Source organism: Dyella sp. BiH032, from assembly GCF_031954525.1.
Classification (GTDB): Bacteria; Pseudomonadota; Gammaproteobacteria; order Xanthomonadales; family Rhodanobacteraceae; genus Dyella_D.
The window spans coordinates 124,188-149,254 of sequence record NZ_CP134868.1 but is presented as its reverse complement, the minus strand read 5'-3'; the positions used below and the strand labels follow the sequence as shown (position 1 = coordinate 149,254).

Below are 25,067 nucleotides of genomic sequence, written 5' to 3'. Positions count from 1 at the left end.
GCGTGGCGGTCGTGCTGGCCAGCCATCAGCGGAACCGTATGCGGTCCGACAGCAATAGCTTACCCGCTTGGCCGGGGCCTAAGGTGCCCGGCTCGGCCGCGCTCCGGCAGAATGGCGCCATCGCTATAGGGAGCGCTTGCCGTTGAGTCGAGAGTTGGATTTGTCGACCCCCCTTCCGGACGACCTGAACGAGCGGCTGCGCTCGCTATACGACGAGATGCTGTGGCTTGCCGGCCGGCCCGGCATAACGCCATCAATGGCGCGCGCGTGGTACACGCACATTGTGTCGAACCGGTTGGCAAGACAGATCCGCTTCTTCACAGGCGAGGTATCGAGATCCGCGCTTGCCGATCCCCGGCAGCGCCTAACACTGGAGCACTTCAAGCGGTTGCAGACGCGACTCACCGCACTCGTGGAAGGCGACCTCGCTGGGCCTAGGGACGCGGAGGCTTTCATTCGAGTCCTTCGCGACCTTGAGCAGGTTCGAATTACGACGCTGTCAGAGAATTATGCGGCAATGAAGGCGAACGGCGATTACGACGTGGCTGGCATTGACCTCGTTCAGTGGGATGAAATCCCCGAAGACGTGCGCCGTGTACTTTGGGAGCGTGTCTTGAACGGGAAAGTGATGAATTATGAGGCCTATGCGGTGCCTGGGGCGCGGAGCCGAAGCGGTAGACAGAACACCGGAGCTTGAATCCGTTGTCGCGATATAAGTGGTCAGAGCCCCGCCGCTTCATACCGCGCCGCCAAGGCGGCAAAGCGCCTAGCCTCGCTGTTGAGGAACCGGATATCGGCGTACTTCTCGTGCGTTTTGTGAGCTCTGTTCGTGGGCCGGAACTTCAGCTCCTCAGCCTGCTTTTTGCACTCGGCCGCCCTCGCCTCCGCCCATGCCTGCTTGGTTGGATACCACGTTCCTTTCGCCACTGAGATGCCCTCGATTTTTGCGATCTCACTCAGGGTGGTCCACGATGGGTGCCGGTAAAAATCAGGCTTCGTTTCGCAGCGACTTTGGGAGCACCGTGTGGGAACTCGGGGAACGTCTACGTTTGCTGGTCAGCTGTTTGCGGATGCCGGTGGGCTACTGGCTGCCGGCGTGGCCCTGGGTGACGCGCCAGGGCGAGAGCGAGCGCGGCTTGCGAAGAACGCCACCGAGGAATGGGCTTTGGCGCGGCACCTGAGCGCCCTTGCTTCGAGTCACCGCTTGGCGTTTCCCGTGATCGCTTGGCCAGGTGAAAGGCCGGACTTCACCATTCAAACCGGCACCCACGAAACGGGCTTGGAAGTCACGCAGGCTGTCGACGCCAGCTATGCGCGCTTCCTCAGTTTCGCGGCACGTGCCGGTCTGACTGATGTGCCGGACGCTGTCCAGTTCTTGTCGCTGTCGAGTGCAGCATCGATGTCCGGACGCGACATGGAAGCGCTAGTCGCTCGGCTCATAGAACACCCACCCGCCACACGGTTGCCTAGGGACGACGATCCGGCGGCGACGCTCAAATGCTGGCTTGCGCTGATCGGGGATGCGATAACGAAGAAGACCGATCGGTACGTGCGTGCACCGCTGACGGTCGAGCGATGTGACCTGCTCATCTACGACAACACAGGGTTGAACGTCGAGTTGGGCAGCGCGCTCGACATGCTCGGTGCGTCGCTACCACTCGCGCAAACGTTCGAGCGCGTATATCTGCTCACCGGCGCCGCGCTGCTCGAGCTCGATGCAGCTATGCCGCACGCTCCGCCTTTTGTTCACGAAGTACCGATCGCGCTGCTCGCGTGAGTGCGGATTCCGGTCTGACTGAACACCAATTCCGGCGACCACTGAACACCCTGCTGGTACTGACCATGTGTGTCAGGGGCACCGTTTGGCCATCTGGCTGATGGTCGTCAGAAAGGCGGCTTGATCTACTTAGCCGCAGTACTAGGTGGGAGGCGTCTCGATGAAGCCCCTTATTTCTTTGGTGCGAGGTGTTTTCGTTACGTGGGCGCTGGTCGTCAGCGCCCCATGGCCAGACCCTTGTGCGGCCGAGGTTGCTACCCCTGGGGATACTGAAAGCAATCTGCGAGAGGCGCGCGAACTCTTCACCAGGAATCAGTCTACGCCTGGGATCCACACAACTGACTCGGGCTTACAGTATCAAGTGCTAATGCAGGGCACCGGACACGCCCCTGGGCCTCACTCGACCGTTACCTTCTGGTACGACTTAGGCCTCCCCGATGGCACGACGCTAAAGTCTGCCAGGGCCACCCTGCCGGTGGAGACGATGATTCCGGGGCTTCGCGCCGGGCTTCTCTTGATGCGCGAGGGCGAAGAGAGTCGGCTCTTTCTGCAGCCTGAACTGGCTTACGGCGACAACCCGGGTTCGCCGGTGCCTCCCAATAAGGCCTTGATCTATACGATCACGTTGATCAAGGTAAGCGGCGACACGTCGGGTGCCAATGAGCCCAAAGAGGAAAGCATAGGGGTCGCAATGCTCGGGGCCGCGACTGAAGTATTTACGTCTGCGCTGCGCATCAAGGCTTCTGCCGACGCAACTCAACAGGTGCGAAGCAATGAGTTGGCCGCGCGACGAGCGGAACTATCCGCGGAGCAAGCGGCGCAGGCTGCGCGTCAGGCAGCCCTACTAGCGAGCACGGCGAAGGGACAGCAGCCGGCCACGGCGTCGAACCAACCAGCGTTCCAACCCTTCAACACAGTTTCGTCGCCGTCCGGAGCTTCACTACCGCAAACCGTTGGGACGTATCCAACGCCATCTGGCCCAGCCAATCACCCATCCAGCGTGCCAGCTGCATCACCCGTGAGTCCGACCCCGCAACCGACGGCGAATTTCAGCTCTACCTACGGAACAATGTGCCAGGATCCCAGCGATCCATCGACGTGCATATTCAATGTAGTCGTAAGCAACGCGGGAGCGAGCGGAATCTATTGCTCAGTTGATGTGACGTTCTCGCGACATAACAGCGTGACCGGGAACGATGACGTGCTCCACGCGCATGACGTAGGGTGGGTCCCTGGGCAGCAGACGTCGGTGGTTAGCTCGAACCTGGGCTCAAACGGTAGCTATCAAAACCTCACTTGCTCTGTTCACTGACGACTAACGAATGTCGCCATCACCCGGTGGGTCGATCTTTCGTTCGACCGCGGCGAGCAAACCTCGATGATCGACGGCCAGACGCCCCGTCATGACATGCGTGCAGGGGACGTGCGCTGGCCGTGGAACGGTTCGCTTTGGCGCGCTTCTGTGGCCACTGGCGGCGTGAAGGCGGTCTCGGAAAAGCCCCATTTGGTCGCGCACCTGTTGGTCGCGCGCTGTGCGGTCATCAGTTGATTGCTATCAGTAACCGTTTTGGCCTATTGCCGGCCGAGTTCGCAATAATCTTTCGTGCGCGTTCCCGGACCTTTCGGAACTGCTCTGATTGAGCAACAGCTGCAGAGTGACCAACAGCAGCGCGTTGTTCAAACGGAGCCGGAACGCTGTTCAATCATTACCAGCGCCCGCACGTGAGTATCGTCGTCTGAGATGTCCCACTCCTATGCTCAAGAGGGATTCAGCAGAGGAGATCAGAAATGCGAAAGGCAAAGCGCGCCATGTGCGAGTGGGTCGTCGTCATCTGGGAAGGTGGCAAGCCTCGTGAGGTGGCCCGCCGCAGGGTCTGGTCGGACGCGGATGCGCGTGCTGGCCAGGTGCGCGAGGGGGCGAGCGCACGCGTGAGGATTGAGGATTCCGAGGCCTGGGCGCTGGCGAAGGGCGGGCGCTGATAGCGCCCTTGCCTTGTTGCCTAGCTTGCGACCGGGCGTTCTGGTTCCCGGTCCGAGGTAGAGCAAGGCGCCGCGCTCGTTACGAGTCGCGGCGCCGTCCTTCTTAGAACCGCCAGGTGAGGCTCATGCGAGCGGACTGATCCGTCGCGTGGCTACCGAACTGCCCGCCGTAGGTCGCGTCGACGGTCACAGCCGGAGATACATCGAAGCTCACACCACCGGACACCGCGGCGACGTTCTTCGCAACCGGCACGCCGGAGACGTTGAACGTGTTGCCGCCTGCGGCGAAGCGTTCCGCGGCCACCGGGGTGATATCGCCCGAGGCGTGCTGCCAGCCGAGACTCACGTTGGCGCGAAGACCACCGCGATCATCCAAGTTGAAGCTGCCGCGGGCGCCCAGTGTGCTAACGGTGACGGCGCTGTCGTCGCCCGAAACGTTCAGCGCGGCGGCGGAGCCGTGCTCATGGATGTCGTCGGTGGTGATGCGGTCGTAAGCGACATTGACGAACGGTGCGACCGTGCTGCGACCAAGCGAGAACTCATAGCCGGCATCGAAGAACGCCTGCGCCGTGTTGGCGTCATAACGGCTGACCGCCTGACCATTGACGGCGCCGAAGCTCATCGAGCGGGACGCGTTCACCTTCTGCCAGCCGTAGACCGCGCCAGCCTGCACACGAACGGCACCAACCTTCGTGTCACCGTAGAGACCGGCGTAGGTGTCCACGTGATGGGCCGAGGTGGCCGGACCCTGGCTGCGGGCCGTGCCCTGTCCCTGTCCAAGCAGGGCACCAATACGGGCATCGCCACCGACCGCCAGATCGGCGCCAACGACCAGGCCGCTGCCGTTGCTGTCCAGCTCAGCTGCGTTGCCGTCGCTGTCGTGCGAGCCCCAGTGACCCCACACGGAGGTCCATGCAGTGACGCCCGCCTGGCTGGTCTCGGCGTGTCCGTTTGCTTCGCTGGCCACTCCGGCGAGGTGCGCACCAATCGCGTCGCGAACGTAACGGTCGTTCTCAAGGATCGCCGTGCGAGTGCTTGCGTGGATGTCGCCCTGCAGCTGTTCGAAAGCCTTGGCTGCAGTTACATCGTCGAGGAGGACGAGAGCGTCATAGACGGCAGCCCCAGCTCCGAGCGATTCCGCGGCAGCAGCAGCAGCCTTCGCGTTGCGGGTGCCTGCCACTGTCGGGAATGTCACGTCGTTACGCTCAAGAACAAACCCGACGTTGTCGGTACCGTAGCTGAGGGTCGGATTTACGAAGGCGAAGTTGGAGGCGACCGAGGCAAACTGGCCGGTAACTGGACCGGTAGCGGTCAGCACCTGGTAGTTCGTATTTGCCTTCCAGTCCGACGACGGCAGGATCAAAAGCGCACTGCCCGCGAGCGCGACGGCGCCGTTCACCACGAGGCGGCTACCCGTGCCATCGGCGGCCGTGTCGATCAGCAGCTGGCCACCGCTGGTCTGGGTGAAGTTGCCGTTGATCGTGAGGGTGCCAATCGAGCCGCCCGGGCGGACGATACCGTTGTTCACGACGTCGCCGCTGATCGTGCCGTGACCGCGCAGGGTGCCGGCGGTGCCAACATCGATGTGTCCACCCAGCAGAGCGGTCGGCGTCGATGCATCGCCCACTTCGAGCGTTCCGGCAGCGATGTTCGTCGTGCCCGAGAACGTATTTTTGCCGTTGAGGATGAGAGTTCCGGCTCCGGACTTGAGGAAGTTGCCTTGCCCGGACAGGACGCCGGCGTAGACGCCGTCGCTGGCCTGATCGAGCTGCAGGCTCCCGTTGTCGACGATGTCGCCCTTGATGCTGTTGGTGTCGCCCTTCAGGCGACCTGCGTTGATGATGGTGCCACCGGTGTAGGAATTGGCGCCCGACAAAGTGAGCGTGCCGGTGCCGTTCTGCACCACGGAGCCGGCGCCGCTGATCGCGCCCGAGAAGGACAAATCATCGCCGTGCGCGAACGCGAGCGTTCCATTGTTGGCCACCGGGCCGACGATGGTGCCGGTCGTGCCGCCATCGCCAATCTGAAGCGTGCCCCGGCTGATGCTCGTGCCACCCGCGTAGGTGTTGGTGCCCGTGAGGGTCAGGGTGCCTGCACCCTTCTGGACAATGGCACCGCTGCCTGAAACGGTACCGGTGTACGCCACGGCATCACTGCGGTTGAACGCGAGCGTCGCGTTGTCGACCACGTTCGCGTTGCCCAAGCCGCCGGCCGCGCCACCGGTGCCGTACTGGAGGGTGCCTTCGCTGATGACGACGGTGCCTGCGTAAGCATTGGTGCTGGCGATCGCCAGAGTGCCGGTGCCGGTCTTGGTCAGCGTACCCACGCCCGTCTGCGCGCCACTGATGGTGCCAGTAAGCGTCAGATCTGCATCCGTCTGGAGCGTTCCGCCGTCCTGTGCGATCGAGATCGCGCGCGCGGAAGTCAGGGCAGCGGTGTTCTCCAGCGTGCCGCCGTTGAGCGCGAGCGCGCCGGCCTGGTTGCCCAGATTTTGGTCACTCGAAATCGCGAGTGTGCCGCCCTCCACCGACCAGTTGGTGACCTCGGACGTGGTCCCCTGCAGCGTCCACGTGCTGTTGCCGGATTTGCGGAAGAACTTGAACCCTGCGTACTGGGTCGTAGCGCTGGAAGCGGCGGCGGCGGACACGATGCCCGATACATCGAACGACGCGTTTGCGTCGCCGCCAAGTGCCAGGGTGTCGCCAGCCGTGGGTGTCGGCGGTGCCATGAACATGGCGAACGCCGGACCCGCATCCTGCTCGCTCACGACGTTGCCCTTGAAGGAATAGCCGGCTTCGAGCACGACGGTATTACCACCGCCGGTAAGCGTGACCGCATTTGCACGCTCGATGCCGTCGCCGGACAAACCGCCTTCGATGAGACCGCCGTTGACGACGAGGCTATTGCCAAAAGAGTAGATGCCGGCACCGCCGGCGCCCATTGCTCCAGGGGTGCCTTCGGCGCCGGCGACGCCGGCTGCACCCTGGGCGCCATTCTGTGTAATGCCCGGGAGCCCTGCTTGGCCACCGTTTCCACCCAGTCCAGCGGCGCCGCCGTGCGCCTCACCGCCCAAGCCTCCGTTGCCGCCAGAGATCGTGCCTGTGTTGATTACGGTGAATGCGACGCCCGATACGCCGTTGCCGCCGTCACCGCCGCGGCCACCGGTGCCGCCTGCACCGCCAGTGCCGCCGGTAAAGCCCGGGGAACCATCGCCGAACGGGGAGGGCATGGCGGGCATGCCGTCTGCGCCGTTGCCGCCCTGCCCGCCCGCTCCGCCGTTGGCGGTACCGCCTGCTCCGCCGTTGCCGCCGCGAACCAGTCCCGTATTGGTCAGCGTGAAACTGTCGCCATTGATGCCATCGCCGCCCACCCCACCGAAGCCACCCGTCTGACCTCCGCTGCCGGTGGCGCCGTTCGTTCCGATTGCTTGGGTCGGCTGCGCACCGTTGCCGCTAGCACCCGCGCCACCGTTACCCGCGAGCAGAGAACCAGCGTTGGTGACGGTGCCGCTGTCGACGTAAATCGCCGAATCGCCGTAACCGCCCCAACCACCCGGCTGGCCGTCGCCGACCGCGCCATTCTTGCCCCAAATCGTTGAACCGTTGGCGACCTGCACGTTGCCCGCGCTGTTCACCGACAAGGTCGCTAGCGACGTCGCATTCGTGCCGTCGCCGATCACAAGGGCGCCTTCATCGACGGTCCAGCTGACATCAGCGGAGGTGTTGCCGATGAGCGTCCAGCGGCCGGCGCCGGTCTTGGAATAGCTCGCGAAGCCATAGAAGAGGGCGCGGCCCGACGTGTACGCCGCCGGCGCAGTAGAGGAAATGGAAGTGAGATCGAAGGTCGCGTCACCCGTGCCGCCCAGGCGCAGCTCACTGTCACTGGCGTGGCTAACCACGTTGCCGAAGAACTGCGAGAACTGCTGAAGCTCAAGCACTGCGCCAACGCCCGTGATGTCGACGGCGTTGCTGCGCGAACCGTTAGCCGATTTGCCGCCGTAGACCAAGCCAGCATTCACCACGTGCGCGTTGTCGCCCACGACGCGAATACCGACGCCACCGAACCCATCGGTCGTGCCCAGGACGCCCACGTCACCACCGCGGATGGTGGCACCGGCATTGTTGACCAGCGTACCGGAGGCAATCGCCACGCCGTCGCCCGCATCGGGGTTGCCCAGGGTATGCGACAAGCCAGTGCCTGTCGGCGTGCGCCCGCCATTGATCGCGCCGGAGTTGATGAGAGTCGCGCCATCGGAAAGGAGCGCGCCAGCACCGCCGCCGCCCGCGCCGGCGAATGTCCCGCTGCTCATGCCCGCGTTGCCGCCGGTCCCGCCGGTGATTGTGCCCACGTTGCTGAAGGTGGTCGTGGAGTTGGAGACAGCCACGCCTGCGCCACCACCGCCGCCACCGCCGCTCATGTTGATGTCCTGGCCATCACCGCCGGCGCCACCGTTGCCGCCCGTGATGCTGTCGCCGTTCGACCCGGTCGAGGTGACGGCGAGACCCAAGGCACCACCGCCGCCGCCGCCGCCACCAGTCTTCTGGCCGGGCGTCCCGAACGGATTGGAGCCACCGCCACCACCTGCGCCACTGCCGCCGGTAATGAGGCCACCGCCGGCACCGCCGCTGCCGTTACCGGCGCCGGACGAGGATGCGCCGGCGCCGCCGCCATTGGTCGCAGTTCCGCCTGGGGACGTGACTGCGGCGCCGCCTTTGCCGGCACCACCGCCGAGGTCGGTGGCAATGCCATCGCCGCCAGTCGAGCCGCTGCTACCGTCACCGCCATGGGAAACGTTGTCTCCACCAGCGCCACCTTGCCCACCAGAAGCGCCCGAAGCGCCCGCCTGGCCATCGAGCGAGCTGGCAGCGAACGCTGCCGGCGGCGCCATGAAGGTACTGAGTGCGAGCACACCAGCGAGCGCGATACTGAGGGTGGTCTGTGCGGGCGCTCGGCGGCGCTCGTCCGCGCCACTAGCGTTGGAGCTGTGTGAGCTGGTGTGCTCGGATGCGACCTGCAGGACCTTCAAGGCGCGGTTGAATACGACACGATAAGTTTTGTTCAAGGACTATCTCCCTTTCCATGTGGAAGAGCGTTGGTGGCAGCGGAACGATCCGCTTTCGCTACGCCTCTGCGCGGCGCGACGTCTTCTGATTGCGGGGACGCAATCGAAAGGACCTATATCGGCAGCGCCGCAACAACTTGAGGACTAGGAAGCGAACTTCGCAGTCGTGTTGCGTGGCATCCACCAATGTGAGGCACTGCCTTTCAGCGCAAAGTTTGTCTGCGTAGTGCCAGTCGGGTGTGTCGCGAATGCGGAGTACTTGTGACGCTGTGTACTCACTGAGTGGGCGTGAGCCTCACGACGCGCGCGACGAGCACGCCCCTCTTCCCAGGTGGGGGATTCTTGCTCAGTGGAAATCGCGTGATCTGGCGTCGAGATTGCCAAGCATTTCCGTGTAGTCGAGAAGGCGCGCAGCGATGAGGTGACTGACTCCGTCTTGATGCTCCCACCGCCCGATGACGCCGAGAAGCTTCGCCTCCAGGTACACGCGTTTATGCATCTCGGCGACGTCACGCCAAACGACGACATTGATTGGACCGAACTCGTCTTCCAGGGTTATGAAAGTAACGCCACTTGCGGTTTGCGGCCGCTGGCGTTGGGTGACGAGGCCGGCGGCGCGCACGAAGCTCGCGTTCGGTTTTGCCGCGAGCGTGCGCGAGTCGATGCAACGCACGGCGCGTAGCTGATCGCGAATGAGTTGAATCGGGTGGGGACCGAGCGTCAGGCCAACGTGCGCATAGTCGGCGAGCGTGTTTTCGCCCTGCGACGGCGCGGGAATCGACGCATGCTCCTCCTCCGGACTGGTGTTGCCAAACAGCGGCAGCTGGGCCTCCACGCCGGCGATCGCCCAACGGGCGCGATGGCGGTGGCCAGCCAGGCCTCGCAAGGCGCCGGCGTCGGCGAGCAGGTCGCGATGGCGCGAATCAATCGCCGCGCGTCCGCACAGGTCGGCGATGTCCGTAAAGCGTTTCGCGTCGCGTGCGGACACGATTCGCTCAGCCATGTCTTCCCTGAAGCCGCGAACCTGGCGAAAGCCGAGCCTAATCGCGAAGCCGCCGGTCGAGGAGCGATCGCTTTCTAGCGTGTTGTCCCACTCGCTATGGCGCACGTCGACCGGGCGCATGACAATGCCGTGGCGTTGCCCGTCCTGCACGAGCTGGCTCGGTGCATAGAAGCCCATCGGCTGGGAGTTCAGCAGCGCGCACAGGAACTCGGCGGGATAGTGGCACTTGAGCCAGCACGACACGTAGGCGATGTGGGCGAAGCTGGCAGCATGGCTCTCGGGGAAGCCGTAGCTCCCGAAGCCCTTAATCTGCTCGAATAGCTTGTCGCAGTAGTCCTGGCTAAACCCGTTGTCCCTCATTCCCGTCATCAACCGCTCGCGGTGCGCTTCAAGGCCGCCGTGTCGCTTCCATGCCGCCATCGCACGGCGAAGCTGGTCCGCCTCGCCGGCGGAGTATCCCGCGGCGACCATGGCGAGTTTCATCACCTGCTCTTGGAATAACGGCACGCCGAGTGTGCGTTCGAACACCGCCTTAAGTTCTTCCGATGGATAGGTGATCTCCTCCTCACCGCGCCGGCGGCGAAGGTACGGATGGATCATGTCGCCCTGGATCGGTCCCGGTCGGACGATGGCTACCTGTATCACCAGGTCGTAGAAGTTGCGCGGTCGGTGCCGAGGGAGCATCGCCATTTGCGCGCGGCTTTCGATTTGGAACACGCCGACGGTATCGGCGCGCTGAATCATCTCGTAGGTCGCGTCGTCTTGGTCCTGCGAAATGGATGCCATGCTCAGCGCTCGGCCGTGGTGTGCGAGCAGGAGATCCAGACACTTCTGCACGCAGGTCAACATGCCAAGCGCGAGACAGTCGACCTTGAGGAGGCCCATTGTGTCCAGGTCATCCTTGTCCCACTGGATGATCGTGCGATCTGGCATGGCCGCGTTTTCGACTGGCACGAGATGCGACAGCGGCATATCCGAGATGACGAATCCACCGACGTGCTGTGACAAGTGACGAGGTGAGTCGAGAATCTCGCGCGTGAGATATACCACGCGCTTGAGCAGAGGGCTGTCGGGGTCAAACCCGCGCTCACGCAGCTGGGCGTCGAGGTTCTCCTCGCCGTCCCACCATGCGAAGACCTTCGATAGCAGATCGATCTGATCGAGCGGCAATGCTAGTGCGCGCGCGACGTCACGAACGGCAGACTTACCGCGATACGAAATCACCGTCGCTGCGAGCGCTGCTCGGTCCCTCCCGTATTTTTGGTAGATATGCTGGAACACCTCTTCGCGGCGCTCGTGCTCGAAGTCGATGTCGATATCCGGCGGCTCGTTGCGCTCGATCGACATGAAGCGCTCAACAAGCAAGTTGTTGACGTTCGGATCTACTTCAGTGACGCCAAGGGCGAAGCAGACGGCAGAGTTGGCTGCCGATCCGCGGCCTTGGCACAAGATGCCGCGACCACGCGCGAAGTCGACGATCTCATGAACGGTGAGGAAGTACGGCTCGTACTTGAGCTGGGCGATCAAGTCGTATTCGTGGTCGATCTGGGCGCGAACCTTTGCGGACAGGCCCCCTGGCCATCGGCGCCGAGCCCCTTCTTCCGTCAGCTCCTTCAACCACGACATCGGTGTGTGGCCGTCTGGAACAAGTTCTGCTGGATACTTGTAGCTGAGTTCTTCGAGCGAGAAGCGACACTGCTCCGCGATGCGCAGCGACTCGGCTAGGAGCTCTGGCGGATACACGGTGGCGAGTGCCTCGCGCGCACGCAGATGACGCTCGCCGTTTGGGAAGATCAGGCCACCGGCTTCGGGAACAGTGCGGCGATGTCGGATTGCGGTGAGCACGTCTTGCAGCGCGCGCCGCCGGCGCACATGCATGTGCACGTCACCGCTGGCTACCAGCGGAATTTGAAGGTGTTGTCCTGTCAATTCCAGCGCGCGAAGCCGCTGGGCGTCGTCGGGCCCCATGTGCAGCTCCACGGCCAGACGAAGTCGATCGCCGAACGCTTCCTTGAGCCACCTTCCCTCTTCCTCTTCGATCTCCTGACGCGGCACCCAGAGGGCGATGGTTCCCGGCAGCCCGCCGCCGAAGTCTTGCCGGTGGATGCGGTACTCACCCTTCTCGGCGGCGCGGCGCCCGCGCGTGATCAAGGCACAGAGGCCGACGTAACCTTCCTTCGATGCGCACAACAGAACGACCTTTGGACCGTCCTCGAGCTGGAACTCGGCACCGACGATGAGGGCGACACCCGTTTTCCGTGATGCTTCCAGCGCGCGGACGATGCCGGCGAGCGAGCACTCGTCGGTGATGGCGAGAGCCTGATAGCCGCACTCCTTGGCGCGCTCGAACAGCTCCAAGGCGCTCGAGGCTCCGCGCTGGAAACTGAAGTTCGACAGGCAATGTAGTTCGGCGTATTCGGGCGCCATGGACACACCCTCGACCAGGATGGTCCGCTGCGGACTGGGCCGCCCGGCGGGCCGCCTTTAGGTCAGCTTGAATGTTGGGTCAGAAATCAAGTCTACGGCCCGGTAGTCTCGCGCTGCGCGAGACGCCCAAGAGCGCTTACCGCCGAAAGTGTTGTATTCCGCGGACATTTATGCGGTGCAACCGCGGAGAAGATGCTGTTTGCGCGCGGATAACTATGTGTCCCGCCCGTCAGCCGCGGAAAACGATGCACCAGGACCGCATTCGGCGCGGACAACTATGCATCAGGGTCGACCGTAACCGCGGACAATGGTCGAGTTGTACCGGGGTTGAGCCGAGCTACCTGCAATTTTGATAAGTAGAGTTCGAATTGTCTTGTTGAATTAATCGCTTATCAGATTCTAGGGGCCGCCCATTTCGTGGCTGAGGGCAATCGTCGCGTTCTCCAACGTTACGAGTGGGTGACCCGCGCAGTAGCCGTCGATGAAGCTCCACATACCAGCCGCGTCCGTATGTGTCATCTCAAGGTCGAGCCGCCCTGTAGCAGTGACGTACCCCAAGACCCACTGCTGAAGTGCGTACAGCTCGTTGATGTCCTGCCCCTTCCGCACATCAAGCCATCCTCCACAGGAGGTGCTCGCACCGATGCCGTAGCTCGTGTGGCTTCCCTTTGGAGCAGTCATAGGAGCACCCGCAAGCAATACCGACAAAAACGCAGTAAACATCGCCGTCCTCCTCTCGGTGTTAGATATCTCAGCGCATGCGGCCAGGGTGCGTCTCAGGAAGAACTAGGCTGTATCGGTTGACAGGTTTCGGGCCGCGCCGCGGCGAATGTTCGGCAACGCTCCTCGCGCTTGCTAGCGTCTGTCATGTCAGCTCAAGCTGCACGTAATCAAGCGCATTGCAGATAAGGCGCTTCCACTCGCCCCCTTCGGTAGCGAGCAGCACGAGCTTGTTGGCTCCCGCTTCCAGATTCGTCAAGTCGATCTTTTTGCGGTCCGCAAGCGGGGCACGCAGATGCTTCTTGAGGATAACCGCATGGTCGGACACTGCGCGACGTAAGTCCCTCAATAGACCATCGCGCGCGTCGTTTCCAAAACGGAAAATAGACCCTGCATCTTTGATGTCGGCTCCCTTGATGCTCATAACGGGGGCCCGATTGCCACTCAGACCCACCAGATAGCCGTAGAGCCCCACCGGCTCGTGACTGTTGAAATGCCAAGTCCGGGTGAACTTTACGCTCCGCGAATCGAAGCTACCCTCGTATTCCGCATCGTGGAAGTCGAATACCCACGGCAGAAGAACCGGAGGAAATCCGTCTTTAACAAGGGTATCCGCGAGGGGGCGAATCGCTTCGTTGAGGGCTTCGGCCGCTGGCAGGAAATCGACCGCTCTGTCTCGAAGGTGTGCCTCACACCGACTCGCAATCCCGTCCAGCACGCGATAGGCCGGAGCCATTGTCGGGAAACGACCAATGAACTTGTAGAGCGGGACGAGACTAAGCGCGACGCAGCGGTAAGCCGTAGCCTGTTCTGCAAGCTCGTCCCCCGTCATGGACGCGAACCAATCGTCGCCCGGTGCGAACATCTGTGGCAGGTACGCGTCCAGATCGGTCAGACCATTCTTCGCGCGCTCCATCCTCGTCTGCTCGTCGAGTTGATCGATGATTACGTTGAGGCGTCCAATAATGGCCTCGTTGCCCTGGTAGACGACGGAAATGAGGCTCTCCAAGTAATGGCTGAGCGCCTGGATGTGTTCGGATTGCCCTTCCCGGATGGCTTCGAGTACCCCGACCGTCTGTTCGGCGAGGCCGATCTTGATCCCGTTTAGGTAGGCGGGGTCGTTCCACCCGGCGCTCCCGAAGGCGAGCCCTCGCGAAGCCTGGCCTGTCCATAATCCGATCCTGAAGTCACCGTCCGAGTTCATGCGAATTCATCCTTCAATGCGGCTGACGAATCGTACCGAATCCCAAGGACCATCTCAGCGGCTGATGGCGATCGATGCTACTGGTTGAACGGCCTTTACCCCGGTCTGGCCAACTCGCTGGTACCGGGGCAGGTTGTGCCGATCCGGAGTGCGACGCGACTACACTTCGGAGCAGCCGCCTCAGTGCACCAGGGGAAATGATGAAAGAAGTCGAGTGCCAGGTCTGCCGGGCAAAGAATCGAGTGGACCGCTACCGCGTGCGCGCCCAAGCGCGCTGTGGAAGGTGCGGCAGTTTCCTTCTGGAGCCTAGTTGGGTAGCCGTGGCTCGGAATGCATACCGGTACCGCTATCAGATCGCCGCTGCGGCGGTAGCTGTGGCAGGGGTTGCCGTCTATCAGCAGTGGGGCGAATCCCCGCGGGTGACGCGGCCAGAGTCCGACTGGGCGCCGCCGTCGCCACCGAACTTCGCGGTCAAAGTGGCCCCGCCGTCGCAGGACCGGTCCCACGGCGCCGACCTGGCGCGCCTGCAGCCGTCGGCCCTAGTGATGACGTGCGTTCCCGTGGCTGTGACCTCCGGGTCCTTCAAGATCTACACCCACCAGCGCGGCGTGGCGCCACTCAAACTGACCACGCCTGCCGGCGGCGACAACTACCTGGTGAAGTTGGTCAAGGCGGGAACAAAGAACGTGGTCATGAGTGCGTACGTGTCCGCAGGCGACACTCAAACGTTCAAGGTGCCGCTAGGCAGCTACGAGATCTACTACGCCCAGGGCAAAGTGTGGTGCGGCGAGAAGGAGTCCTTCGGACGCGGCAGTACGCGCCTGGTGCGCCTCGCCGGCAACTTTGAGTTCACGAAGCAGGGAAACAGCTTCGTGGGCCACGAGATTGAGCTGATCGAGCAGATCGCCGGCAACCTGCGCTCCGAAGAGGTCTCGGACGACGAATTCGCTTCTCTCGTGCCGGCCGGTCCAGCTGATGGGCAGGACGTGAGTGGGGGGAAGTGAGATGGGCGCTGGTGGCTACCGCTATGACTCCATCTTCCCGCGTGAGCGGTTTGTCCAAGATGCCCTCGAGCGTCATTTCGCGGCGCGAGGCTTTCTCATCGATGCCGCGGGGACGATTGACCTGAAATGCTCCCATCCAGAGACGCGAGAGCGATGGCAGATCGAGGCGAAAGGGGCAACGACCCAGTGCGGTCTCGACTTTCGCACTGGCCTTGGCCAGCTGGTGCAGCGCATGGAGGACAAAGACGTGATCCATGCGATCGCCATGCCTGACTTGAAGCAGTTTCGAATTCAGGCCGCGACCGTTGCGCCCTGGGTCGTCAAGGCACTCAACATGCGATGGCTCCTCGTGTCAGAGGACGGTGCCGTGCGCGAATGGCAGAGTGACCGTTAGCTGCGAATGCGCGTATTGGAGTCGGAGGGCGGCGCTAGCGCGACCGCCCTCCTTGGTTGCCCAGCGTGAGCAACAAAATTATCGGCTACTCGTCCTGATTCTAAAGGTCGCGCCAGAACCGCAGTAGCTCACGAGCCCTACTTTGTTTTCCTGGGCACTCGCTTTGCAACCTTCCGAGCCACCTTCTTGACGGGCCCCGAGCGCTTCTTGGCCGGCGCCGGCGCTCCGCCACCGATCAGGAGGGATTCCTTCGTCACACCGCGGCGCTTCAGTGCCTTCTTGAACCACTCGGGCTCACGGCCGCGCCCGGACCATGTTACCGACGGGTCCTCTGGATTACGGTACTTCGGGGCTGCGGATCCAGACTTTCCCACACTAGCGGCACCCTTCTTGCCGCGGGTGGGATAGACCTCATCGATGGTCAGCCCGTTCGAATGCAGGAGCGCCTCGATCTTCTGCCTGGTCGATTTGATGAGTTCTGAGCGCGCGTTACCGAGTTGTGCACTCGCATTGGCGATGAGCATTTCCAGTTCTTTCGGCGAGAGATTCTTCAGATCAATGGCCATGGTTGGTCCTGTGTTGGGCTCCCCAGCCTAGTGTAGGCCAGCAAGAATGGCGAACACGCACTCCGCAAGACGCAGTCCTGTCAGGTCTCGCGGGCGGGCGGAGCCCACGGCGCATCTGTGTCCACACGATCGCCATCGGTAGCTAGAAGCCATGTCCAGCGCGCACGACATGCCTCTGGATTGACGAGTGCCTGGTCGATCATGCGGCGCGGTGCATGCGCGTCGTGCATGGAGACCTCATCACCAAAACGATCCCACGAGTGCTGGTAGTGCTCGCGCATGACGGCACGGCCGAGCGACGCCATCTCCTCGCTGACGCCGCGCTCGATCGCGATCCGCTCCCAGTGGTCCCACGGATACTGGCGCGGTGCCAGGCTGGCCATTGAAAAGATGTCCAGCTCCGCGCCTTTGGGAGCACGATCAACGGGCACTGGGAAGGCGTTTGGGCACTCGCCGGCACGAAGCAGCTCAAGGAGCTGCGCCCACCCTCCATAGCCGAGTAGACGAGTGTTCTCGAACGCGACACGATCAAGCGCCTCGTTGAGAGGAATGCCCTCTTTCTTCGCCAGACGCTTGGCGTCTTGGCGGGCGCGGGCGACGGAACGGCCAGAAGGGAAAACGAGAGAGTCATCAGAGGACTTCACGGCTTTGTTTCCATGAGCTGCAGAGCCCGCCATCTGCAGCCACGGCATGCCGTTTGGCTGAGATATTGTCTGCTGGCCGTGAAGGGGCCTGCGCCCGGTGGCGGGCGAATGCCGGGCGGCAGATCGCCCAGCCGAAGCCTAACACTTGCCGGTGCAAATTGTCCGGCGCTCTCTGCGTGGAAGAATTAACCCACGATGCCGTTTGGCGCGGTCTCGCGGCAATGCAAAATGGGGCCATGCCAAGGAAGGAATCACATGTCATTCGCGTCACAGTTCTCCCGTTATGCCGCAACCATCGCCGGGCTCCCGCCTGATTTCGATACGGACGCGACGCTTCCCTCGGCTCTTCGGATGATCGGAGATGACCGCGACGCTGTTTTCTACGCACCGTTCGATCACGTCGTGGAATCCGCTCGCTTGGTGCTTGTTGGCATCACTCCCGGAAAGCAGCAAGCCGACGCAGCCATCGGCACTGCTCGTGGTGCGTTGCTGCGTGGGCTATCGGAGGCTGAGGCCTGCGAGCTCGCGAAGTCGACGGCCAGCTTCGCCGGCATGGCTCGAACAAATCTGGTGAACCTTCTCGACCACGTTGGCCTGGCAGAGCGCATGGGCATCGCATCCACGTCACTCCTTTGGACTTCCCGCACCGACTTGGTTCACTTCACCTCATCGCTCCGGTATCCGGTGTTTCGGGACGGAAAGAACTTCGGTGGGTCTGGGATCACAAGGTCTCCCCTCCTAAGGACGGAGATCGAGCGGTGGTTCGCTACTGAGTGCCGCGGGCTGACCGGTGCCCTCTTCCTTCCGCTCGGTGCCGCTGCGCTGGAAGCTTGTGAGTTCATGGCCAGCGCTGGGCACCTTCGGCAGGATCAGATCCTGTCCGGGCTCCCACATCCCGCCGGGTCGAATGGCGAGCGGGTCGCGTATTTCCTACGCCGAAAGCGAAAGGAAGACCTGTCGAAGAAAACAGATCCCGATGTCATCGACCGGGGCCGGGAGCGGGTTCTGCGTCGCGTCGCCGCGTGGCGCGGTTAGGCAACCAGCTTAGTCGCGCTTGAGCTGGTGAAGAAACCCTTCCAGGTGGTGTCTATCGTCAGACGTCCACGTGTCCCGCTGTAGTGCCTCGCGTAGCAGCTCTCGTAGTAGCGCGGCGGTCGCCGGCGTCACGGTCGCGCGACGACCGCCGTTAATGCGTTGCCGAGCGCGATAGAGCGCCGCGCGAGCTTTATCCGAAAGCGCCGGTGGTCGCGGCTCAGCCACGGAGCAGGCCGGCTCATCTGGGTGAGGAGTATGGCGAGCCTGCCTCAGCGCAGGAGGTGAGTCAGTCATAGACCTACTGAGACCGGCGGCGTACACGAGTCCATCGCGCAAGGGCGACCACTGTGGACTGATAGACGAAGGCCCAACACGGCAATGTACCGGCAGCCACCACCAGACACGTGATCGCAGTGTTCTGCGCGCTCTCGGGCGCTAGGCTCCCCTTCGGCAGTGCGATGGTTGCGATGAAGGCAACGGTGACGCCGGAGGCTGTAACAGGAAGTGTGCGTTTGTATAGTCCCCGAAGTTCTCGGATGTGCGCCGACGAGTGGCCGCGAAGGGGGCGGGACGCGATCATGTAGAGGAAGCCGAGCGCGACTACGAATGGCAGAGCGAAATCGGCAGACACAGCCTCCGGGAGCATTCCCCCGACGCTGCTGAGCACGACGGCCAGCCCGAGGACAACGACGGCGCCGAGCAGCAAGTGGGACCGGCGGTAAAGAGTGGATCGGTCGCTCGCTCCTGAGTGAATCGGCGACTGGCTCGGGATCGGTGCTCTCTCGGTCATTTGTTCTCGGCCTTTAGAATCAGGGCCTGCAAGTGCGGGTCGTGCAGGGCGCAGTAGACAGCCTGGCGTGTCGAAGTGCAGGGCACGGAGTTGCCATCAATCACTAGACGGAGGTCATGGAGAGCGCCATTCCCGTCTAGTGCACCTTGAAGGGTTACTGGGATCCGCAAATTCTCGGGTCGGTCTGGGCTGGACAGGCTATAGGCGAAGACGACGAACCCGACCAGGGCTACAGGCGCAAGCAGCATCCGTTTCACCCGACCGTTCATGCCTTTGCCTCGCGAGTCGCGAGATAGCCCATCGCACTTTCAACTCGTGCTCCCATCGTCTTACGCAGTCGGCGTGTGACAAGCGTCGCGACAACCAGCGCGGCGAGCCACAGAGCCGCGGAGGAGGAGGCAGCGCGCAAGCGGTCGCGGGTATGTTGGTAGTCCGCGAGCTTAGCCTCCGCCATTGAGGAGCGTGCTTCATTGAAGGCGCTGCGCTCCATGACGATGACGCGCGAAGGGTCAATCTCCGATGAAGCGGACAGCGTCCCCGGCCAGGACAACAGTGCGACTTTGAGCGCTCCATTCTTGGTCAGATATGCAACCTGTGCCGCGAGGTAGCGGCCCGCGTCAGTGCTTGCCTCCTTGGGATGATCCTTCAGCCATGCCTGCCATTCGGCCGGTTTTTCGGGCACTGCGGCTGCAGCCGTCGCCCCGTCGTTCCCACTGGAAGGGAACATCGCGCCGAACATCTGCGGGCCCATGAACATCGCGAATGCGAACGCGCCAGCACCGACCAGGGCACTAAAGGACCCGCGCACGACCGACAGCGCGAGGCCCACAACAAGCGCAGTGACCGCCATGATGATCGGGAATGGCCCCGTGAAGATCATCGACGCAATAGAGTCAAACGGTGAGCCGCCAAGTGACGCGGCTCCGGACGCGGCTTGCGCGGCAGCGCTCACAATGCTTTGCGGAACGTCCAGCGATCGGAAGGTGACGGATGGTGCGGCGAAGTAGTGCCAGACTCCCATGATTAGGAGCGACACAGCGACGCCGAGGGTGCCGCCAGAGAACAACCTGGAGGCGAGCTTGACCTTGCGGTGACGCTCGGAGAGCCGAATCGCATCGTTGGCGATATCGCCCGCCATATCAATCAGGGCCGATTGGCCGGTCTTACGTGAAGAGATAGCTGTCATTTGCTCACCACTTCCTTATGAGTGCTGCCGGGTTGGCCTGTGGTTGGCGCGGTAGCGGTCAGGCTGCGCCGGCGCGGTCGTTGCTAATGCGGCGCGCGGGATCGGTATCCACCGGGCGCCCAAGCTGCGCTTGCACGCTCTGTTTGAGAAGGCGGACTTTCTCCTCGACCTGCGCGCGGTTGCGCTGCCCCTCGTCCTGAATGCGCCGCACGTCGGCGTACGTCTTCACGAGGTCGTCCTGCACGGCTTGCAACGTGTCCACATCGATTGCGAGGCGCTGGTTGGCCTCGGCTGCGCGAATCGTGTTGCGCTGGAGCAGTTTGGCGTTGTCGCGCAGAAGCTGGTTGTTGGTCTCGTCGATTCGCTCAGCGAAATCGACGGCGCGCTTCTGGTCCTCGAGTGCAACACGCAGGACGAACTGGCGCTTGAAGTTCGGGATGGTGATCGTCTTGGCGCTGCTGAACTTATCCAACAACTGGGCATCGTTATCTTGCAGCATGCGGATCATCGGCAGCTGCTGCAGGTTCGAGTGCTGCAGGACGAGCATGTCGGCGATTCGCTTGTCCAGCACCTGAATCACCGTCTTGGCCTCACTCTGTGCCATCGCCTCTTCAGGGTTGGCAGCCTCGGGGAGGGCGTCATAGTCCTGCTGCAATTGCTTGAGTTTCTGCTTGCCGGCGAGGATGTGCTGGCCGATAAGGCGGTACTCGTCGCGAACCGAGATCGCCATGGCGTCCATGTCATGGATTCGGCGGTTGAGCGTCTGTTCGGTGGTATCAACCTGTGCGGCCAGCTTGTTGACCTGCTCCTCCACCGTGTTAAAACGCGCGATCGCTTTGTCTTTCGCATTGGTGAAGCGGTCGATCAGGGAGCCAATCACCGGCAACTTCGAGCGGCTGCCGCCCAGCGCGGTGAAGTTTGCCTTGCCTGCGGCCGAGGCGAGTTCGTTGAGGAGTTCGCCGGCGTTGTCGAGGTCCTTCGAACGCACTTGGGCGAGGATCGAATCGGTGAAGCTGCTCGTGTGCTTGCCGATTTCCAGACCGAACCCGGAGACGGCCGCCGGCGAGGAGGCATCAATAGATGCCTTCAACTGTTGTACGGCGGGAAGATCTTCCGCGCGCAGACCAAGTTCCTTCAACTCCTTGGGGTCTGCGGCGATCACGACGTCGTTCATGGGTGCTCCGATAGAAGATTGATGGATGGTCAGCACAGGCAGGGGTTAGGTTAGCGACGTGGTGCGTTGGCGAAGCCCTGGGCTGCTCCGGCGACAACGGCAAAGGTGTGGTGGTCGAACAGGGGAAGAAGCGTTCCCCGTGCCTCCTCAAAGCGCGCGATAAGGTGGTCCGAATTCGCGATGGCCAAGCGCATCTGCTCGACGGTCAGGCCCAGCGAGAGGATGTAGGTGTCGAGGTTGGCCAGTCGTCGGAGGTGACGGTCCCGCTCGTGCGAAGGAATCGACGCGGTCGCGCGGCGACCCTCTTCCATCAGTACCGTCTGCCGGAGGCGCTCTTGCTCGGTTTCAGCGATTGTTCCCTCAAGTACGTTTTTGAGGTGGCGAACGCGCTCGCAGGCGTCGGACGCCTCAGTGGCCAAGTTTGGCAACGCCTCACGCGAACGCGCGTACTCCACACGTCGCTGGAGGTAGGCACCGGTGAATCGGGCCCAGAATGAGGGCTTATCCTGCAACGGGCGCGGATCGGCGGCCTTCACGCCATCCATGAGGCGTTCCAAAGCGTCTGAGAGGGCTGAGGTAGGGGCTGCGGCCATTTCCTCATTGGCAGCCTTGATCATTTCGTTGAAGTCGGGCGCGCCCTGGTCCTGGCGGCCCGCAGGCGCCTCTCCGGCCACGGTGTCCTTTCCCATGTGTGTCCTCTGCTTCGTTGTGAGCGAGCCAAGCCGGCGCGCTGTGGTTCCCGGAGCCAAAGTCTAGGAATCGGTCTGCTCAGCCCCGGCGGGAAACGGTGGCACTTGTGCCCGCTCTTTCCGGGCTTGGTTGACAAAGAGGTGGGTAGCTGAACTAAAAGCCGGCCTCAAAGCTGGAGGGCGCCAGGTCGCAGAATTTTGTGAACCTTCCTAGGAAAGCGAGCTTGACCGTGTCGGTAGGCCCGTTTCGTTGCTTGCCTACGATGACCTCGGCCATGCCTTTATCGGGCGACTCTTTGTTGTAGTAGTCATCCCTGTAAATGAACATGATCACGTCTGCGTCCTGCTCGATCGCGCCGGATTCGCGCAGGTCGGACAGCAGCGGTCGCTTGTCAGCGCGACTCTCCAGCGAGCGATTAAGCTGCGACAGGGCGACCACGGGGCAGTTCAGTTCTTTGGCCAGAGCCTTCAGGCTGCGCGAGATCTCGGAGATCTCTGTGGCGCGGTTCTCCTTGTTCCCGGGAACCTGCATGAGCTGCAGATAGTCCACGACAACGAGCGCCAGGCCTCCACATTCGCGGTGCAGGCGGCGAGCGCGTGTGCGCAGCTCGACAGGCGAGAGACTCGGAGTGTCGTCAATGAAAATCTTGGTTTCGGTGAGAACGCTGGTAGCGTGAGTGATTCGCGGCCAGTCTTCCTCATGAATGTCGCCATTGCGCAGGTGCTGCTGGTCGACGCGCCCGATCGAGGAAACGAGACGCAAACCGAGCTGCGCGGCGGACATCTCCATGGAGAAGATGGCGACCCCCCGCTTTGTGTTCACGGCTGCGGCTTCTGCAATGTTCACCGAGAATGCTGTCTTTCCCATCGACGGCCGTGCAGCGACGATGACTAGGTCGCTGGGCTGCAGCCCTGACAGGATCTTGTCCAGGTCTGTGAATCCTGTGGTTACCCCGGTGAGCTGGCCACGATTGTCGAAGCGACTGGAGATGAGGCCGAAGGCTTGGCGGGCCACATCGCGGGAGTTGTATACCTCCTTGCGGGAGCCAGTACCGGCTTCGGCAATGCGGAAGATCGCTTGCTCTGCCTGCTCGATAACTTCCTTGGCCGAGCCAGCATGCGGGTTGAGTGCCTGCTCGGTGATCCTGGCGCTCACGTCCGCCAACTTGCGCAGGCTTGCCTTCTCGCGAACGATCTCGGCATAGGCCGCCACGTTAGCGGCGCTTGGGGTTGTGTTGGCCAGGTGAATGACGTAAGCGGGATCGATGAGCACAACACGCTTGTTGCTCTCGATCCAGTCGGAGATGGTGACGGCGTCGTAGGGTCGGCCCTTATCTACAAGCTCACAGATCGCCTCGTACAGGACTTGGTGGCGCTTCTGATAGAAGTGCTCGGGCCTCAGCGACCCGCCGACCAGGTCAAAGGCCTCGGAGGACAACATGAGCCCGCCGAGCACCGCCTGCTCGGCCGATTCCGAGTGTGGTGGCACCCGGGTGGACTGCTCTCCTTCCCAGCGACTGGGCAGGTCAGCTGCGCGTGCATTCATTGCATATGACTCCGTCTACCACGTACTGGAGCCAGTGTCAGGGGCGATCCGGGCAGGTCCAAACGGCTCCGCGCGCTAGGAGTCGCCGCGGCGGATCAAGAACCCCTTTCGCGCCATGCGCGCGAAGATCTCCAGCGAGTAGCGGCGCTTCGCGGAGCTGGTGCCGGCGTCGTTCTCGCGGTGTGACGCGACGTGAACGATGTTTCCTTGTCGGGTGAGGACGTGCATGGTGCGTCCATCTGCGAAGCCGTGGACGTCGTCGGTAAGCGGGTTCTGGTAGGGGTCGCGGGTGCGCGACGTTTCCACGGCCGGGGCCGTGGATCGTGCTTTTGGTGGCATGACAATCCTTGTCAGTTGAGGTCAGGCGTCGGCGATGAACTTCACGCCGGCGATGCATTCGCGGATGACGTCGTAAACGACCTGCCAGACGTCTTGTGCAAAGAGAATATCGATCCGGTCGCGATGCAGTGTCATGCGCGCGGCCAAGCCAATGACGTGCTGGTCACCGCTCTTGTACTGCGTGGTCGACTGGCGCAGGCGTTGAACGATCGACTCGCCGCGCTCGGTGATCTGAACAGCCTCGGCGGCCATTCCGGCGATCGCACACACCGCAGCAAGGGCGACGAACATCTTGTCTATCGAGATCAGGTGCGCCGGCGTCAGGTGCCAGGGCATCTGACTCTCCTCTCGCCCGAGTCGCATGCTGACGACCGTTCCAGCATCGGTTCGGGCGAAGCGAACGACATGGGCATTGGGGAGCGGTACACCAATGCAGGCAACCAGGTCGAAGGCCGCTAGGCTCTTTGCGTGGTCGGGGACCGCCTCGGGTGTGAGTCGAATCACGACGCGCTGAAAGAAGTCGCGCAGGGACTTGGACCGCGCATAGTCGATTTTCTGCAGCCCGTGCTGGAGGTGAGAGAGGTTGTGTCGTGGCGGCTCGCCTGTCCAGTCGATCAGATCTTCGACCCGTACGCGAGCCTTCTGCCCGAAAGGATCAAGGATCGGGCGCGCGCGCGTGACGAGAATGTCCGCCAGCTGCCGGAATGCATCCTGAGGGGACATGGCGCGCTCAGGCACGATGCTCAGCTCATCCTGGCGGCTCACCGTCAGCTTAAGGTCGGCGAGCTGGTCAGTGACGGCAATGGCGTGCCTGGTGAAGGTCTCCAGACCGTTCAGTGCGCCCTGATACGCGCAATCCAGCGCTTCGATGATTGGGTCAAGCTCGGGATGCTGCTGAACGTCCATGGTCCTTGGCCCAGATCGGCTGGAGATGTGTACGTCGGAACGACGCCGGATGGGTATCGGCACCGACGCGCCGTTCCTTAGTGGAGGCGCTGGCCGGCAGCGCGTGCGGCAGCGCCCTGCCCTGCACCAGGAAGACAGCAAGGAATGGAGTAAGGGACGCGAACGCTCTCACCCTCGAGGAGCACTCGGGCGTTGCGCAGCGCGGGTACGGCGCCGTCCAGCTCGATGCGGCAGATGTGCACCGCGCCTGCGCCAGTTGGTTCATGCAGGTGGAAGACGATGTGCGGGACGGCCGCGGCACCGCCGCCCTGCTCCACGGCAACGGTGCTCACAACGACAAAGGGGCGGAGGGCCGCATAAGTGAGTTCGCCCAGCAGCCGTTCCACGGAGCCTTCGTGGCCACCGGTTTGCGCGATGGCGACAGCGCCGTCGGGTTTCGTGAGGATCACGAAGTGGAGATTCGAGAGGGCGTTGCTCGGGGTGTCGAGGATCTCGGCCCACGTGCGAGCGACCCTGCGCGCTTTGGCAAGCAGCTCGTTGCCAGACGCGGTCGTCGGCGACGAGGGGATGGTGATGGTCGAACTGGGCATACGCTTCCTACGATGTCTGGGCCGTCCTGGC

Annotated in this window: 19 protein-coding genes; 7 read left to right on the top strand and 12 right to left on the bottom strand. The window is 62.7% G+C overall.

What is annotated here, in order from left to right; all coding sequences use genetic code 11:
• Positions 1 to 160 precede the first annotated feature (160 nt).
• From RKE25_RS22815 to RKE25_RS22800, 4 genes are all read left to right on the top strand, one after another.
• Positions 161 to 697 (top strand): hypothetical protein, encoded by a 537-nt coding sequence (locus RKE25_RS22815; protein ID WP_311842505.1) that lies wholly within the window; start codon positions 161 to 163, stop codon positions 695 to 697.
• Positions 698 to 1,204: 507 nt separating this feature from the next.
• Complete coding sequence (locus RKE25_RS22810; protein WP_311842504.1) at positions 1,205 to 1,777, top strand: hypothetical protein; 573 nt, start codon at positions 1,205 to 1,207, stop codon at positions 1,775 to 1,777.
• 1,378 nt (positions 1,778 to 3,155) lie between these two features.
• Positions 3,156 to 3,326 carry a hypothetical protein gene (locus RKE25_RS22805; RefSeq protein ID WP_311842503.1) on the top strand — a complete coding sequence of 57 codons (171 nt, stop codon included), beginning with the start codon at positions 3,156 to 3,158 and terminating at the stop codon, positions 3,324 to 3,326.
• 239 nt (positions 3,327 to 3,565) lie between these two features.
• Entirely contained in the window at positions 3,566 to 3,757 is a 192-nt protein-coding gene (locus RKE25_RS22800; protein ID WP_311842502.1) for a hypothetical protein, read from the top strand.
• A 103-nt stretch (positions 3,758 to 3,860) separates the two neighbouring features.
• On the opposite strand, the gene RKE25_RS22795 is transcribed toward RKE25_RS22800, so the two are convergent.
• The 3 genes from RKE25_RS22795 to RKE25_RS22785 all read right to left on the bottom strand — a co-directional run bounded on the left by RKE25_RS22795 (position 3,861) and on the right by RKE25_RS22785 (position 14,173).
• Entirely contained in the window at positions 3,861 to 8,819 is a 4,959-nt protein-coding gene (locus RKE25_RS22795; protein ID WP_311842501.1) for an autotransporter domain-containing protein, read from the bottom strand.
• Positions 8,820 to 9,165: 346 nt separating this feature from the next.
• Entirely contained in the window at positions 9,166 to 12,249 is a 3,084-nt protein-coding gene (locus RKE25_RS22790) for an error-prone DNA polymerase (RefSeq protein WP_311842500.1), read from the bottom strand.
• A gap of 865 nt (positions 12,250 to 13,114) precedes the next feature.
• Complete coding sequence (locus RKE25_RS22785; RefSeq protein WP_311842499.1) at positions 13,115 to 14,173, bottom strand: hypothetical protein; 1,059 nt, start codon at positions 14,171 to 14,173, stop codon at positions 13,115 to 13,117.
• A gap of 320 nt (positions 14,174 to 14,493) precedes the next feature.
• On the opposite strand from RKE25_RS22785, the gene RKE25_RS22780 reads away from it, so the two are divergent.
• Together RKE25_RS22780 and RKE25_RS22775 are read left to right on the top strand one after the other, a co-directional pair.
• A complete protein-coding gene (locus tag RKE25_RS22780; RefSeq protein WP_311842498.1) occupies positions 14,494 to 15,177 on the top strand; it encodes a hypothetical protein in 684 nt (227 codons plus the stop codon).
• A 1-nt stretch (position 15,178) separates the two neighbouring features.
• The gene (locus RKE25_RS22775; protein ID WP_311842497.1) at positions 15,179 to 15,571 is read left to right on the top strand and encodes a hypothetical protein; all 393 of its coding nucleotides are present in this window, start codon (positions 15,179 to 15,181) and stop codon (positions 15,569 to 15,571) included.
• A gap of 137 nt (positions 15,572 to 15,708) precedes the next feature.
• On the opposite strand, the gene RKE25_RS22770 is transcribed toward RKE25_RS22775, so the two are convergent.
• Positions 15,709 to 16,137 (bottom strand): H-NS histone family protein, encoded by a 429-nt coding sequence (locus RKE25_RS22770; RefSeq protein WP_311842496.1) that lies wholly within the window; start codon positions 16,135 to 16,137, stop codon positions 15,709 to 15,711.
• A gap of 80 nt (positions 16,138 to 16,217) precedes the next feature.
• Positions 16,218 to 16,781 carry a hypothetical protein gene (locus tag RKE25_RS22765; RefSeq protein ID WP_311842495.1) on the bottom strand — a complete coding sequence of 188 codons (564 nt, stop codon included), beginning with the start codon at positions 16,779 to 16,781 and terminating at the stop codon, positions 16,218 to 16,220.
• A gap of 255 nt (positions 16,782 to 17,036) precedes the next feature.
• On the opposite strand from RKE25_RS22765, the gene RKE25_RS22760 reads away from it, so the two are divergent.
• Positions 17,037 to 17,816: a hypothetical protein gene (locus RKE25_RS22760; RefSeq protein WP_311842494.1), complete on the top strand. Its 780-nt coding sequence runs from the start codon at positions 17,037 to 17,039 to the stop codon at positions 17,814 to 17,816.
• Between the two features lie 1,055 nt (positions 17,817 to 18,871).
• Here the strand turns inward: RKE25_RS22760 and RKE25_RS22755 are convergent.
• The 7 genes from RKE25_RS22755 to RKE25_RS22725 all read right to left on the bottom strand — a co-directional run bounded on the left by RKE25_RS22755 (position 18,872) and on the right by RKE25_RS22725 (position 25,036).
• Positions 18,872 to 19,792, bottom strand: a complete 921-nt coding sequence (locus RKE25_RS22755) for a hypothetical protein (protein WP_311842493.1) — start codon at positions 19,790 to 19,792, stop codon at positions 18,872 to 18,874.
• Positions 19,793 to 19,850: 58 nt separating this feature from the next.
• Positions 19,851 to 20,966, bottom strand: coding sequence for a toxic anion resistance protein (locus RKE25_RS22750; RefSeq protein WP_311842492.1), 1,116 nt, complete (start codon positions 20,964 to 20,966; stop codon positions 19,851 to 19,853).
• A gap of 50 nt (positions 20,967 to 21,016) precedes the next feature.
• Complete coding sequence (locus RKE25_RS22745) at positions 21,017 to 21,655, bottom strand: hypothetical protein (RefSeq protein ID WP_311842491.1); 639 nt, start codon at positions 21,653 to 21,655, stop codon at positions 21,017 to 21,019.
• A gap of 154 nt (positions 21,656 to 21,809) precedes the next feature.
• Positions 21,810 to 23,201, bottom strand: a complete 1,392-nt coding sequence (gene dnaB, locus RKE25_RS22740; RefSeq protein WP_311842490.1) for a replicative DNA helicase — start codon at positions 23,199 to 23,201, stop codon at positions 21,810 to 21,812.
• Positions 23,202 to 23,276: 75 nt separating this feature from the next.
• Positions 23,277 to 23,507, bottom strand: coding sequence for a hypothetical protein (locus RKE25_RS22735; RefSeq protein ID WP_311842489.1), 231 nt, complete (start codon positions 23,505 to 23,507; stop codon positions 23,277 to 23,279).
• A 54-nt stretch (positions 23,508 to 23,561) separates the two neighbouring features.
• Positions 23,562 to 24,446 (bottom strand): hypothetical protein, encoded by an 885-nt coding sequence (locus RKE25_RS22730; protein WP_311842488.1) that lies wholly within the window; start codon positions 24,444 to 24,446, stop codon positions 23,562 to 23,564.
• 77 nt (positions 24,447 to 24,523) lie between these two features.
• Positions 24,524 to 25,036 (bottom strand): hypothetical protein, encoded by a 513-nt coding sequence (locus RKE25_RS22725; protein ID WP_311842487.1) that lies wholly within the window; start codon positions 25,034 to 25,036, stop codon positions 24,524 to 24,526.
• Between the last annotated feature and the right edge of the window lie 31 nt (positions 25,037 to 25,067).